This is a genomic window from Ruegeria arenilitoris (assembly GCF_013030265.1).
GTDB classification, from domain to species: Bacteria; Pseudomonadota; Alphaproteobacteria; order Rhodobacterales; family Rhodobacteraceae; genus Ruegeria; species Ruegeria arenilitoris_E.
Window position 1 is genome coordinate 20,643 of sequence record NZ_WPZQ01000011.1, and the last position, 14,739, is coordinate 35,381.

General features: G+C 55.4%; 9 protein-coding genes. 6 read left to right on the forward strand and 3 right to left on the reverse strand.

The genetic code is table 11. The features are described from left to right. Positions 1 to 296 precede the first annotated feature (296 nt). Positions 297 to 1,178: an SDR family oxidoreductase gene (locus GOX61_RS18075; protein ID WP_170335978.1), complete on the forward strand. Its 882-nt coding sequence runs from the start codon at positions 297 to 299 to the stop codon at positions 1,176 to 1,178. On the opposite strand, the gene GOX61_RS18080 is transcribed toward GOX61_RS18075, so the two are convergent. Then, complete coding sequence (locus tag GOX61_RS18080; RefSeq protein WP_170335980.1) at positions 1,175 to 2,077, reverse strand: LysR family transcriptional regulator; 903 nt, start codon at positions 2,075 to 2,077, stop codon at positions 1,175 to 1,177. The two genes, GOX61_RS18075 and GOX61_RS18080, sit on opposite strands and share 4 nt — an antisense overlap. Positions 2,078 to 2,411: 334 nt before the next feature. Here GOX61_RS18080 and GOX61_RS18085 point away from each other — a divergent pair, with 334 nt between their 5' ends. Beyond that, a complete protein-coding gene (locus GOX61_RS18085; protein WP_170335981.1) occupies positions 2,412 to 3,368 on the forward strand; it encodes an isopenicillin N synthase family dioxygenase in 957 nt (318 codons plus the stop codon). Between the two features lie 221 nt (positions 3,369 to 3,589). Here the strand turns inward: GOX61_RS18085 and GOX61_RS18090 are convergent, their stop codons facing one another. Next, positions 3,590 to 4,546 carry a GlxA family transcriptional regulator gene (locus GOX61_RS18090; RefSeq protein WP_170335983.1) on the reverse strand — a complete coding sequence of 319 codons (957 nt, stop codon included), beginning with the start codon at positions 4,544 to 4,546 and terminating at the stop codon, positions 3,590 to 3,592. Between the two features lie 124 nt (positions 4,547 to 4,670). Between GOX61_RS18090 and GOX61_RS18095 the strand changes: the two genes are divergently transcribed. Then, the gene (locus GOX61_RS18095; protein WP_170335985.1) at positions 4,671 to 7,145 is read left to right on the forward strand and encodes a CoA transferase; all 2,475 of its coding nucleotides are present in this window, start codon (positions 4,671 to 4,673) and stop codon (positions 7,143 to 7,145) included. 9 nt (positions 7,146 to 7,154) lie between these two features. Further along, the gene (locus tag GOX61_RS18100) at positions 7,155 to 8,780 is read left to right on the forward strand and encodes a N,N-dimethylformamidase beta subunit family domain-containing protein (protein ID WP_155147630.1); all 1,626 of its coding nucleotides are present in this window, start codon (positions 7,155 to 7,157) and stop codon (positions 8,778 to 8,780) included. Positions 8,781 to 9,228: 448 nt separating this feature from the next. Here the strand turns inward: GOX61_RS18100 and GOX61_RS18105 are convergent, their stop codons facing one another. Further along, the gene (locus tag GOX61_RS18105) at positions 9,229 to 12,135 is read right to left on the reverse strand and encodes an ATP-binding protein (protein ID WP_170335987.1); all 2,907 of its coding nucleotides are present in this window, start codon (positions 12,133 to 12,135) and stop codon (positions 9,229 to 9,231) included. Positions 12,136 to 12,306: 171 nt separating this feature from the next. Between GOX61_RS18105 and GOX61_RS18110 the strand changes: the two genes are divergently transcribed. Next, complete coding sequence (locus GOX61_RS18110; protein ID WP_155147633.1) at positions 12,307 to 12,588, forward strand: hypothetical protein; 282 nt, start codon at positions 12,307 to 12,309, stop codon at positions 12,586 to 12,588. A 6-nt stretch (positions 12,589 to 12,594) separates the two neighbouring features. Next, positions 12,595 to 14,529: a RiPP maturation radical SAM C-methyltransferase gene (locus tag GOX61_RS18115; protein ID WP_170335989.1), complete on the forward strand. Its 1,935-nt coding sequence runs from the start codon at positions 12,595 to 12,597 to the stop codon at positions 14,527 to 14,529. The last annotated feature ends 210 nt before the right edge of the window (positions 14,530 to 14,739 follow it).

The following is a 14,739-nucleotide window of genomic DNA, read 5'->3' on the forward strand; positions in this document are numbered from 1 at the left end:
CGCAACGACGCAACCAAAAGCTTTGGCCGATGGGTGCTCAGAATGGGTCGAAAACAATATGACCTGCATTCTCATTGATTTGTGGCTTAGCCCAGCTGAGGTGTGCGCTGAGCCTGAAGCGGTTCTACCGCTTGGTGTGCGACCGGGCACTTTGGCGGTCATAGCTCACGTGTTCGTCTAAACTGCGAGGCAAGATCAACTATTCGCACAGCAAAGTATCTATCAACCAGATGGATCATCACTAAAGACATTGGGGCCCAACCTGTAGAAGCGTCGCTGAAACAGGAGTTATCAATATGACCAAGAAGATCACAATCATCGGTGCCACAGGCCATCTGGGGCATCGTGTGACCAAAAAACTCGCCGAGAAAGGCGTTGAAGTGACCGCCCTCGTGCGAGACCCAGAGGCGGCTAAAGCTGCTCTGCCTGCTGGGGTTCGGCTCGTTCAGGGTGATGTGTCAGACCCGGCCAGTCTGCTTTCAGCTTTACGGGGAACCGAGACGCTGTACATCACGCTGAATACCGAGACGTTGGACACCACCGCGCCATTCCACACCGAGCGGGAAGGTGTGATTAACGTCGTCGCGGCGGCAAAAGAGACAGGGGTTCAGCACATCATGCAAATTGCAGGCGTTGACACCGCATACCCCGATTTTTCTACCGAAGGGATAGCTTATGGTACCAATGCGATCCGTCAGGGCGGGATCGATGCCATCAAGGCGTCCGGCATCCCCTATACCTTCTTCTATTGTTCGTTCTTCCTGGATTCGCTGCCAAAGTTCTTGATGGATAACCAGTTTGCCGTCATCGGTAATTACGTTCATCCAATCCGGTTCACCAATTCCAGTGACCTGGCTGAACTCGTTTTGAATGCCATTGGCAATGATGCGGCAAAAAACAAAGAGTTTGCCGTTCAGGGCTGGCAGGCCAAGACCTACACCGAGGGAGCGACCGAATTTTTGAAAACTTATGCACCTGAGGCAGAAGTCACTCAGTTACCAATGGAGACGATCGGCCAGATGGGGCTGCCGGAAGAGCAGGCGGTCTTTATGGAGCATTTGCTCACCTTCGTGCAGCAACTGCGGGAAGAACTGGTCGCCGGCGAAACGTGGGAAGTTCTCGGAAAACCAAAACACACCATTGCATCTTTCGCAAAGGAGCTTCGCGAAGAAGCCTAAGCCATAGTGGAGTTCTGAATAACGGCGTTTTCAGCCAGTAGCTCGCACAGCTTGGCAGTGGCCTGACCCATCGGCTTTTCAAAAGACCAAACCATATCCACCGAACGTTCGGCATAGGGTTTGGTCTCGAATTGCAGCGGCAGGATTTTCAGTGCACCGGTCTGAACAAAGATGTCCACAGCATGCAATGGCAGCGCCGACCACCCCAGATCGGCCCTCACAAGATCGATAGCCTCAGTTGCAGTGCTAACATGCCAGATCGACGGCGAGGCCTTGAGGATAGCACTGTTAGGGTTGTCAGCTTCTTTCAACAAGATCTGGCGATGTAGGCGCAACTCTTCCCACGAGACCGAGGGTGTATGTGAAAGCGGGCTTTCCGGATGGCTGACGCAAACCAGCTTGAGTGAGCCCAAAGAGCGGAAGTCAAGCGATTGAGGGATGCCCTCGGGTTCCAGAATAATGCCTAGATCCACTTCGCCTTGAACAACCAGCCGTTGGATATCTCCAGCGGCGAACGACTGGATCTCAACGTCAACAGATGGAAAGTCAGCGCTGAAGGTTCGGATGATCTCTCCCAGATTGGCCAGTTTGATGTGCGGTGCCATGGCGAGCGTTATGCGGTTTTCCAGGGTCATGGATAGGGCATCGGCAATCGCCAGAAACCGGCTGCGACGCTCCAGTAAAATTTCGGCCTGCGAGATCAACATCTCTCCCGCATCGGTGAGGGTAGGGTATCTTCGGCTGCGATCAAAAAGCTCGACGTTCAGATCGACCTCGAGGTTGGCGACCAAAGTGCTGATCACCGACTGTGCTTTGTTGCACTTTCGCGCTGCCGCAGAAAAAGACCCTTCGCTGTGAGTGGTGACGAATGCCTCCAATTGTTCGAACGATGCGCGCATCAGGAGTTCTCCTCTAACTATCTGTTAGTGGTATGGTATTGTGATTAATGGATTGTAACAACAGATCCATTTGACCAAGAATTCTCCGCTGGCAGCGAATGTTCGGGCTGATGGATCGCATTGAGGTATCTTCTGACATCGCCGAACGGCGGGTTCGGGGTGACGATGTTTTTGGTTGATCAGTGCCTTCGTCCACCCTAGCGTACCACGTATGTCTGAATTTGATTTCCTGGTCGTCTTAGAGCGCCACAGCGCTCACCGCCGAAAGCGTTTCGCAGGATAGCGATTCCTCGTTTGGCTCTCTGCTTAGCGAAACTTTTTTCGGAGATCTCAGATGACTGAATTCAACACTATTCCTGTACTTGATCTTTCACCATTGATCGATGGCGAAGATACATCCGACCTGGCCCTGGAGTTCCTAGATGCATACGGCAAGACCGGGTTCGGCTATGTCATAAATCATGGAGTGGATCCTGCATTGCGCGCCGCCGTGTTCGCGGCCTCAAAAGAGTTTCACGCGTTGCGAGAGACTGAAAAGCAAGCAATTGCGCTGGATGAATGCCATCGCGGGTACATAGCCATAAACACCTCGACGGACGTAAATTCCGATTTGGCCAAAGTGACAAAGCCGAACCAATCTGCTTCGTTCATGATGATGCGCGAGGACCCGGAGAGAGACCCTGATGTCTATCTGTCCGGACCAAACCAGTGGCCAGACCTGGATGGGTTTCGAGAGGCTTGTGAGGCCTATGCTCATGCAATGACCGAATTGGGCAACAAACTGTTGAGGTTGGCACTGGATGCAGTTGGTGCCGAGGATCGTTCAATTCTCGCTGCATTCGAAACGCCGACTATATGGCTGCGCTTGCTTCACTATCCACCGCAGCCTCCGAAAGCGCCGGATGATCTGTTCGGTTCAGCCCCCCATAAGGACTTTGGATTTCTGACATTGCTGGCGCAAGATGATGTTGGTGGCCTTCAAGTTCAGACACCGGCTGGCCATTGGGTGGATGCGCCGCCAATCGAGGGTGCTTTCGTAGTTAATGTCGGCGACATGCTGCATCGCTTGTCCAACGGCAGGTTGTTGTCCACGCCGCATCGGGTGATCAATGCGAGCGGACGAGAGCGCTATTCCGTGCCGTTCTTCTTTGACCCACATGTCTCTGCCGTAATCGCACCCCTCCCGGAAACAGGCATCGCAAGGTTTGAACCTTTGAACTTTGGTGAGTTTCTCAGAAATGAACTCGAAGCCAGCTACGATGCCCATCAAGCAGACCAGTCAGAAACTTAGAGCGTGCTATTGTCCTTGAGAAAAATTTGCTCTCCCGTCATCGATGGAAGTGCGGTGCTATGGTTGAATATACTGCACAATTTGCAGGGGTGCCTGCGGCAACAGATTACTACTTGGAACAGGTCGCCTTTATCGCCGCAGCGTGGCGATGGATTACGTGACTGTTCGAAATTCATCTTTGATAAAAGGAGCAAGGCAATCTTGGGCGAGGCAAACGCGCGTCAAGAGGGGTTGGACTGATCACCCTGCCTTCGGGTTCTTCTGCGAACTGGTTGGCCATATTGTTTGCGAAACGCCCTGCGCAGCCCAGACGCTGAAGAAAAGCCGCAACGCAGGGCGATCTCCTCGACACTCAGTCTGGTATGTGTGCTGAGGTCGCGCGCACGTGCCAGGCGAAGCGCCTGGTAATGACGCCCGGGAGAAACACCAAGCTCCTGCTTGAACAGACGGGCCAGACTGCGTTCTGACATGTTGGCGAAAGCTGCGAGTTCGGCCAGCGAAAGCGGTGTTTCCAAAGTGTCAGCCATACGGGTAATCAGCATACGCAGCTGTTCTGAGCCATGGATGCGAAGCCCGCGTGCCCCGGAACCAGAAAGTTGCGCACTGGCGCTGTCCTGCAGGAACATGGCCGCTGCCTCTTGCGCTGCTACTGCACCGTAACGACTGGTGATGAATTCCAAGATCAGATCCAGCGCTGTAGCGGCGCTGCCGCAAGTCCAGAACCGCCCATCCTGCACGAAACGGTCGGGTTCTACGACGGTGGCCAGAAAGCTCTCGGCAAACTCGTCGTGGAGTTGCCAGTGGATGGTGGCACGGCGCCCGTCCAATAGGCCCAGGGCCGCCATCAGCCAGGAACCCGTGTCCGCCCCGATCACCACTCCCGATCGCAATAAGGGATTCAAATGGCGCGAGAGTGGTTTCTGCACAGCTTCCGCGCGGAACTCGTCACCACCCACGATCAGAGTCAGGTCGGCCGCACTCATGCCCTGAAGCGATCTGTCAGGTGCAACACGGATGCCGCTGGAACTGGTCACTGGTGCGTCACTTGCAGTCAGGATTGTCCACCGGATATCTGCACCACGATTGTCACGAACGACCCGCAGCGGTTCCAGCAGGCACGCCAGAACGATGTTGGAAAAACTTTCCGACAATAGAATCAAAACGGTGAGCTGTGTCACTTTGGCAGAATCCGCACATTTTTCGACAATATTGGTTCGTTCGGCATCGGGACACAATCCTAACGTCAGCTCAATGCCCCAATGCGCGGCGACATGTCAGCAGCCCGACAGGAGACACGTTTTCATGACAACACGGCCCCTTGATTATATTCGCGTGCTTGATTTCGGCCAGTATCTGGCGGGCCCCCTGGTCGGAATGATGCTGGCTGATATGGGGGCTGAGGTGATCCGCATTGATCCGCCCGGAGGCCCAAGGCTAAAGGAACCAACCACCGATATGCTGTCACGTGGCAAGTCCGCGCTGACCTTGGATCTGAAAAACGAAGCGGGCCTTGCCACTGCGCGGGATTTGGCTGCCCGGGCCGATGTGGTGATCGAAAACTTCCGACCCGGGGTGATGGAGCGGTTGGGCCTGGGGCCGAAGGCCTTGCGGGAAATCAATCCGCGCATCGTGTCGCTGTCTTTGCCGGGCTTCGCCTCGACCGATCCGGCGCTGGCCGATCTGCCCGCGTGGGAGGCAGTGATTGCCGCGCGCACCGGGCATTTTACCGACATGGGGTTGAACCGGCGGCTGATGGGGATCAACCCTTCTTTCACTCCACTCACTCTGGCCTCTGCCTATGGCGCAGCATTTGGCGCGATGGCTGTGCAGTTCGCCCTGCTTGCACGGGACCGCAATGGCGGCGAGCATATCGAGGTCCCACTGGCATCTTCCTTGCTTGAAGGGCTCGTCTACAACTGCGAACAGATCGAGGATTACCCCGAACGTTACAAATCCCCACGCGAAGTGGAGCTCGACCGGCGAACGGCCGCGGGCCTGCCCATGAACCTCGGATTTAGCGAACTGGAAGAGTTCCTGGATCCATTCTATCGCACCTATACCTGTGCCGACGGGCGGGGGTTCTATGTGGTGGCAGGAAGCGTGAAGACGCACCCGCGCCGGGTGTTGGAGACCTTGGGGCTGAAAAAGCTCGCCGACGAACTGCCCGATTTCGATGCCTATCTGGATACACGTGATTGGCCCGATGAATGGTCGCTGCGAAACTATCCCGTTGGCGAACGTGACAGAGAGCGGGTGTCGTCGGCAATGAAGGCTGCTTTCCTGACCAAGCCTTCATTTGAATGGGAAGCACTGTTCGGAGCGGCCAAGGCACCGGCCACGGCGCAGCGGTTTTCAAAGGAATGGCTCGCAGACGCCCACGCGCTGGCCTCGGGTCTGGTGCTTGAGGTTGATGACCCGCGCTATGGCAAGATGCGGCAGATGGGAAACGTGGCCTGGCTCGCCGGGGATGCGGGGGCTTTGCAAAAAAGCCCTGGGCCTGAACCGGACAGCGCCCCTCTATCCGACATACTGGCCGAGGTTCCCCGAACAGCCGCAGGTGGCGACGGAGAGGGCGGGTGGCTCGAAGGACTAAAGGTGCTGGACCTGACTAACGTGATTGCCGGCCCGACCATCGGGTCAACTCTTGCCCGGTATGGAGCGCAGGTGACCTCGGTTCAGCCAGTGGATCCTTCGGTTGATCCTTGGAATACGGTGGTCTTTGGCCTGCACGCGCATCGCGGAAAAAAGAGTGTTCTGCTGAACCTGCGCTCGGACGACGGTCAGTTGGCTTTACGGCGACTGATCGAGGCGTCGGATGTGATAACAATGAACGGTACCGACGAACAGCGTGACGCCTTGGGGTTGAGCGAAGCGCAGCTGGCGGCTATCAACCCGCGGCTGATCTTGGTGCAGCTCGACGCCTTTGGGGGCCCGGCGCGCGGGCCTAAATCTGATCATCTGGGATATGACGATCTCGCGCAGGCGGCGACCGGGGTCATGGTGCGCTTTGGCGGTGGTATGCAAACGCCCGAAGAACATGCGCATTTCGGAACCATCGACGTCCTGACTGGATTCTGTGCCTGTGTGGCACTTGGCGCGGCGCTGCTGCGACTCGAGAAAACTGGCAAAGGTGGTATCGCGCGTGCAGCGCTGGCCGGGGCAGGAAATCTGATTCAGGCCCAGTTGATGTATGACTTCGACGGGCGCGCAGCCTTCGACGAGCCTGCGGGGCGCGAGGCTCTGGGTTGGGGGCCGTTTTATCACTGCTACCGCGCGGCGGATGGTTGGATGTTCTTTGCTGCGCCATCCGAAGGGAGGGAGGCGCTGGCGCGCCTGCCGGAATTTGCTGATCTGGTCGCGATGCCCGAAGTAGAAATGGTGGCTGCGATTTCACAACAGTTCGCCACGCGCAACGTAGCCTACTGGTCGCAGGCATTTGCCGGAACTTCTAGCACCGTGATGCCACTGGGTTCGCTGCACGACACACGTGATGCAGTTCTGCAGCCGGAAAGTGATGACCGGATCGATCTGACCCGGGGAACCTTCAGTGTGATCCGGCATGACCAGCACCCTATGGGCCGCTGGTGTGATCTTGTGGCACCCAATGCGGTCCGTCCCGCGCGTGCGGCCATTACCATCCCCGGGCCGATGCCCAAATATGGAGCCGACACTCGCCTGGTTCTGGGCGAAATCGGCTTTTCCCGTAATCAGATCGACGCCATGATCGCCTCCGGTGCGATAGCGGAAAGCTGGTCCGGAAAGTACTTGCCGGAATAGGATGTCGAGATGACCCATTCGGAAACTTCAGGTCCTGCCACGACGCCCCGCACGCGGGCTAAGGCGCGGCACATCCTCGATAACTACTACATCGGCCCGTCGCGTGATGACGCGGTGCTCGAGATTTGGGGATATACTGACCGGATGACCTATGCCCCGGGTGACCGGGTGGCGCTGCGAGTGTCAACAACTGCGGAAACCTGGGATTTGGAAATTGGCCGGGACGGACAACGCTATGAGCCGCTGCTACGCGAGTCGGGGCTTGCGGGAATACACCAAGACACGCCGTCCGACTGTTCGGTAAAGGGGTGTGACTGGGATATCGCCTACGAATTCACCATCCCCGACGACTGGCGCGAGGGTGGTTACCTGATCACGTTCAGCGCCGAGTGTGACGGAGACAGGATCGAGGAACACCACCTGATCCTACTGCGCCGAGCACCCTCAAAGCCACCGACGCCTTACTTACTGGTTTGCGCCACCGGAACCTGGCTGGCCTACAATTGCTGGGGTGGATCAAACCACTACGAAGGGATTACCGGACCCAAAGGCAACGCGTTCTCCCCGATCGTCTCAACCCAACGCCCATGGACGCGGGGGTTCTGCAAGCTGCCGGAGGGTGCCCCTCGCGCAGTGCCAGAGGGTGCCCATGTCCCCGGCGGAATGGTGCGTTACCCCTATATGGAGTGGGCATACGCCTATGGCTATTCCAAGAAATACGCCTCAGCTGGCTGGGCCAGCTATGAACGGCATTTCGCCCGTTGGGCAGAGGCGCAGGGGTTCGAACTGGACTTTGCCACGCAGCACGATCTAGAGGCCGATCCGGAGTTGTTGCGCCGCCATAAATGCGTGATCTTTGTCGGCCATGATGAGTACTGGACCGCCAATATGCGCCATGCGGTGGATCGCTACGTCGATGGTGGAGGGCGGGTTGCTCGATTTGGCGGTAACTTCCTGTGGCAGACGCGGATCGAAGACGAGGGTAGGACCCAAATCTGTTACAAATATACAGCAGACCGCGATCCTCTGGTGGGGACGGATCAGGCGCATCTGGTCACTGCGGCCTGGGAGGTCGCCCCGGTGAATTGGCCGGGCACCAGGACATTCGGTGCAAGCGGACTGAAAGGTGTCTATGCTGGTCTGGGCCGCTGCGTGGGGCAGGGCAGCGGCGGTTACACCGTCTATCGACCGCAGCATTGGGCCTTCCGGAACACAGAGCTAGGGTATGGCGATCAACTGGGCGCAGGATCACGTATCTTTGGCTATGAGGTGGACGGCGTTGATTACCAGATGGAGGACGGTTTGCCCTTTGCTACCGGCAGCGATGGGGCTGATCAGGCGATACAGATACTGGCGCTGGGGCTCGCAACTAACGTGGAGCCATCACATGGGGTGTGGGGCGAGACGGCCTATATCGGTGACGCTGACGCGCAGTTCAAGGCACAGGCTGTGTTTGGTGAGGTTACGCCCGAGACCGTGGATCGCAGCGCTCGCGGCAATGGCGTGATCGTTCATTGGGTACGTGGCAAAGGCGAGGTGTTCAACGCGGCGACCTGTGAATGGGTCATGGGATTGACGCGCCGGGATTGGCAAGTTGAGCAAGTCACCCGTAACGTGTTGGAGAGGTTTGGGTGATCTTGAATATCCCTCGGTAGGTGCCGTCGAAGCGAGGTGTTGAGAGGAAACCGCCTGTGATGACCAGACGTTAGGAAACAGCGATATCGCCAGAAAAGCTCTTGGTATCCCTGGAAGGCCCATTGTGATGGAGAACTGCAAGCTCTGGCGCGAAACTGCGGAGCGGATGAGTCTTCGGCACTTCGTGGTCCGGCAACAATTGGCTTTCGCCCCGAACATCTCGGCCTTACTTATCCCGAAGACGCGGATGTTCCTGCCCGTGTCGAATGAGTTGAAGCACTTGGGGCGGAAACACTGTAATACTCAAGTGCTGCGTTTCAAAGCCAACCCATAACTGTTCGGATCGAAGGGCATCACACTGTTGGTGAGGGCGATCAGATATTCATACACCTCGCTCGATCCTCGATACATATTTCTGCAAGGTGAAAGAGCCCACGCACAACAACCGTCACTTCGTAGCGAACCAGTGATCACCGAACTCAGGCATTTCAATGCAAATCTTAAGCTCGTTCCGGAAACCGGAATATCCGTTTCGGCTGCAAAGATCTAACAAGTCGATTGCCAATTCTCTTGCTTCAGAATGTCGGGATTCCTCCAGCAAAACATGGACCTCTGCCGTCAGCAGCCAGGCTTCAAACGCATCCATTTTCATCAACTGAGCCAGATTAAGACCCTTGTTGAGAACAGTCCGTGCTTCATCGAATTCGTGTTTTAGCGCAAGCAATCGAGCCAAAGGAGCAGCGGAAAAACAGCACAGCACATCGATTCCGGCCGAATCCGACGTTCGAAGCGCTTGTCTGAGAGCGGCTATTCCAGTGTCCAGCTCGCGCTTCATGCAAGACTGTATTCCTCGGGCGACAAGCGCAAAGCTTTGGTCATAGGCTTTCCCGGTTTCCTCGGCGATGCTAAGCGCAGTGCGAATATCCTTTTCACTTTCAGTGAACCGTCCGGCCATACTGTAAGCATTGGCCCGCGTCGCAATGCCCAAAACCGAGATCGAACCCGTGGTACCTATGTCCACAGTACGAAATGTCTCGGCAAAGAGGTTTTCGTGACGGTCTATTGCAGATACCGAGCTGAGATAATCCCCGTGAAACCAAGCGGCCTGGGCCAGAGCAAAGGCGGCCTTGGCTTGCAGCATCGTATCGCCAGACGTTTCGGCGTTTATCAATGCAAACTGCGACACTCTTATAGCATCCCGCACGTCCGAAAGAACCGAAAGCATGATCCCCTGGTCAATCTGCGAGGCGATACGGGACGATGTATCTCCGATCTTTTTGCACAAGTCCTCAGCCTCGCGCGAAATGCTCAGGATACGTTCGAAGTCCCCGCTGGCCACCAAAGATACACGCAAGCCCCTGCGCGCTTGCAGCCCCAGCTTGGCCACCAAAAATGCATCAGCCTCGTGACGGATCTTATCGATGCAGCGTAGAGCGTGTTCAAAGAATGATACGGCTGCCTCAAACGAATAGAGCTTGATCGACAACTCACCACAGTGGTTATAGGCATTTGCGGCGTCCAGCCAGAGTTCACCACCATCCGCATGACGGGCGACCGACTGCATGTGGTCGAGATTGTCGGTATCCCCATCCTTGTTCAAGGTTGAGAAAATGGTCCGGTGGTGTTTGTACCGCCGCAGCCTGGGAACACTGCGATAGCCGACTTTCTGGATCAGTGCGTGGCGGAACCGAATGGTTTGAGCATTTCCGCCCACCGCAAACTCGAGCAGACCCTGTTCAATTAGGCTGTAGACCCGGGCCTGCGCATCTTGGAACTCACTTTGAAGGGTGTTGAACAATACGTCCCGGTTCCATTGCATTCCGCCGACAGCAACGATCTGCAACGCCTTTCGATCTTCAAGATCAAGTGCATCGATACGCGAGGCAATCAAAGGCTGCACTCTTATGGGGATGTCGAACTCATCCACAGTATCGGGAAGCTTGTTGGGATGTTTGTCATCATCCAGGCGGTCGCGGATATTGTACACAAACTCTTCGACAAACAGCGGAGTTCGGTCACTCAATTCCTCGATGTATCCGGCGACAAGCTGATCGACGCCACTGTTATCAAGCAGCAATCTGATCAGGTTTTTGCAAGCCGCAGCTTCCAATGGGGGTACGTGGATGACGTCCAGCAAAGGTTTTGGCCCGGATGAAACGAAATCTGCATTGCGTGACGTTAACAGGATCAGGACGCGCTGTGCCGCAATTTTGTCCAGCAGAGTGTCTACTACGTCCAGCGTACCTTTGTCGGCCCAGTGCAGATCTTCGACAATCAGCACCATTGGCGCCCCGGAACCCAGAGCCAAAACGAGCCGCGCAAGCGCATCGACCAGAAGCTTTCTGCGGTGCAAATGGTCGGCCACACCAATCTCGGATTGGGGCTGAACTCGCGTGAATAACGAAAACAGCTCTTGTCTTGTTGCTTCGCCGAGATCGTGAAGGCTTGCCAACACGTTAGACAGTCTGGCTTCTAGCCCGATTTTGGATGTGGGATCAGAGTATTGAAGATAGGATGTAATTGCGCGCGTAATCGGCAGAAACGCAGCTTCCTGATCCAGTGATGTACAATTGAATTCCAGCGTTTCGTGTTTGCCAAGGAAAGCGCTGTCGGCGAACTCATGCAACAATCGGGACTTTCCAATTCCCGCGGTTCCTATGAGCAAAGCTGCATTGCCCTGACCGGAACGGATCGTGTTCCAGGCGTCGAACATACGTTCCAGTTCTTGTGCTCTGCCGACAAACGGCGACCGGCCCCTTCGGATACGTGAACGCCACCGCGAGACCTGTTTTTTACGCGCCCGTATCTCGTACAATCTAATGGGTTCCGCCAGACTGCCGAGTTCAAGCTCGCCGACAGGTTCGTGTTCGAATACCCCACCCGCGTGTTCGATCACTGCACCGGAAACAGTAACTACGTTGTGACGGGCGCGGCTTTCGATCGTGCTGGCAATGTTCATGACTGGGCCAAGGAATGCTTGCTCTTCACCCAGCGTGTGCTGGAGATGACTCACCAACAGTTCGCCACAGTGCAGCCCAATCCGAATATCTGGCTGCGCGCCGTCCATTTTCGACAGGTTTTGGATGATTTCCAGAGCGCTTGCGATTGCCTTGATCGCATGATCTTCATCTGCATCAGGCGCCCCAAAAACTGCCAGGGCTCCATCACCGGTAAATAGTGTCGTCGCGCCATGACTCTCACAGGTCGACATCATCAGCTCGATTGCTGGTCCAAGGTGGTCAACAGCATCTTCGGGATCGAGAGAGCCGATCATCATCGTAGATTTGACTATGTCAGCGAACATGACAGTGCACATCTTGCGCTCTGTCGGTTCTATCTGAACGTTGCCTGCCATTCTGTCAAAGTCCTGTTAAAATGTACAACTTCGCTACGTAAAAATTCTTGTAGATTATAGCACCTTAAAGATCTGGCCCGCAGGCCTTTCGATAAACCTGACGATTGAAATTAATTGAAACGTCATGGTTAATGGACTAGCCGTATACAAATATTAATAAGAGGGATTGACGTGACAGACAAACATAAACACGGATTAACGCTTGAAGATGTTCAGATGATCATTGGTCGAGGCGTTCTTGATGAATCTTTTCGTAAGGAATTTATTGCTGACCCAGAAGACGTCGTTAAACGTCTGGGCATCTCTGTTGATGAGGACGGTAGCGCGGTTGACCTGCTGAAAGCGATCAGCGCTGTCTTCGATGGTCGCGCCGATGTACAGGCTGCGATGTCCGATATCAGGAAAGCATACGAAGTGTCTTCGGACGGTGTGATCCGGCCTCGCTGCGCCTGACGCGCAATGACAGAAACGGCACTCAGCCCGACACTTGATGCAGACGCAGAACATCATCGTCTGTGTCTGGTGTCGATGCCGTTTTCATCGCTTCAGCATCCTGGTCTGGGGCTGGCGTTGCTTGCACAACTGGCCCGCAGAGCAGGTGCCCGGACAAGCGAGAAGTTCTTTAGCTTTGATTTCGCAGAACTCATTGGGCTGGATCGCTATTCACTTTTATCGGACGGAAGGTTTTATCAGGCGCTTTTGGGCGAATGGGTTTTCAGTGACCTGATCTATCCCCGGAGTGAAGCCGTTGCCTTTGAGTATCTGACGACGGTTCTGGCTGATCACGTGTCAGGCGTGGAATGGCTGACCGTGATGCAAGACGCCATTTCGGCCCGCGAACAGGTCGGTGCCTTTGTGGACAGGTGCGCCGAAGAAATCCTTCAGGACAAACCGACCGTAGTAGGCATCACATCGTCGTTTCAGCAAGTGATGTCTTCATTGGCCATCGCCAAGGCTGTACGTCGGCGATCTGAGGATGTCGTGATCGTGATGGGCGGCGCAAATTGCGAAGGGCCGCTCGGTCAGGCCCTGTTGCAAGCCCACCCTGAACTGGACGCAGTCTGCATTGGTGAGGGAGATGAAGCATTCCCCGATTTTCTCGGTGTATTGCGGTCGCGTGATGATCTGCCAAATGTGCCGGGCATACTGACGCAATCACAAAAGACGAGGCCGCTCAAAGATGCGACGGCCCCTCTGGTCACCGATCTGGATGCGCTGCCTGTCCCGGACTTCACCTCGTTTTTTGATAGGTTTAACAATACGCCCGGTTTGCCGGATCTGTTCAAACCATCGGCGACAATTGAAACCTCTCGTGGATGCTGGTGGGGTGCCAAACACCATTGCACATTCTGTGGCCTCAACGGCCAGTCCATGACCTATCGCAGCAAATCTGCTGATCGGGCTTTTGCAGAGTTCAGTGAGCTGGCCGATTTGTATGGCCCGGACCTTGTTGTGGTCGACAACATTCTGGACCATCGCTATCTCAGGACGCTTATTCCTAAATTGGCGCAGGATGAACGCCCGTTTCTGATGCACTATGAGGTCAAATCCAACCTTTCACCGGCCGTGATTGCCTCTTTGGCAGACGGAGGTGTCAGAAAGGTTCAGCCAGGGATCGAAACGTTTGATACGAAAACCCTGACACATATGCGCAAAGGCGTGTCTGGGATTCAGAACATTCAGACCCTGAAACTTTGTGCAGAAGCCGGTGTGTTTGTCGAATGGTGTTTCCTGTTCGGATTCCCGGGTGAAAATCCCGAAGGTTTTGAACGTATGGCGCACCTGATACCGCACCTGCACCACCTGCAACCTCCGGGCTCGGTCGGCCCCGTCCGGGCTGATCGCTTCAGCCCTTACTACGACTATCCCGAAGCCTACGGCATTCAGGTTCGACCGGCAAAGCCCTATAAATATATCTTTGATGTTCCAAAAGAGGATCTCACTCAGTTTTCCTATCACTTTGACATCATCGATAAATCAGACACCACGGCACAGAACCGCGCAGAACCTACACTCAAGGCGCTGACGGTTTGGCAGAATGATGCTGGCTCTGCTGAGCTGTATCTGGACAAGGATGTTGCGATTGACACACGGTGCCCAGATCAGCGCATTGAGCATCAGCTTTCGCCCGCAGAGTGTGCGGTCCTGGCGCATGCCTCCACTATTGTTGGGGCCACTCAATTGGAGGAGCGTGTAGCGCCTCAATTCGGCCAGATGTCAGTGCGCAAAGCGGTTGAGCGGTTGTGTGAGCTTAACCTGCTGACTGTCGAACAAGACGCCCTACTGTCGCTTGTGCTCAGGACGCCTGGTTTCACGCGGGCTCCCGATTGGAATGTTATTCGGAATAGTCCGCACCTGGCTTTTGCCGTGCAACGACGTGAAGATTTTGTCTGACAGGGGCGTGTCTATTTTGGTTTCTCTAACCGCAGCAGGGGTGAAACGCCAAGTTCGCCACGGCGTGTCTCAGATCATTTTTGGTACGCCTCTATCAAAGGCTTGGTGGATCGGTCGTTCTACAGAACTGTAACCTCGGACTTTCGGGTTTTTGTCGGGATCGCTGGATAAGTTCGTCCCGTATCACGCCGATCCGGACTTTCAGCTAGT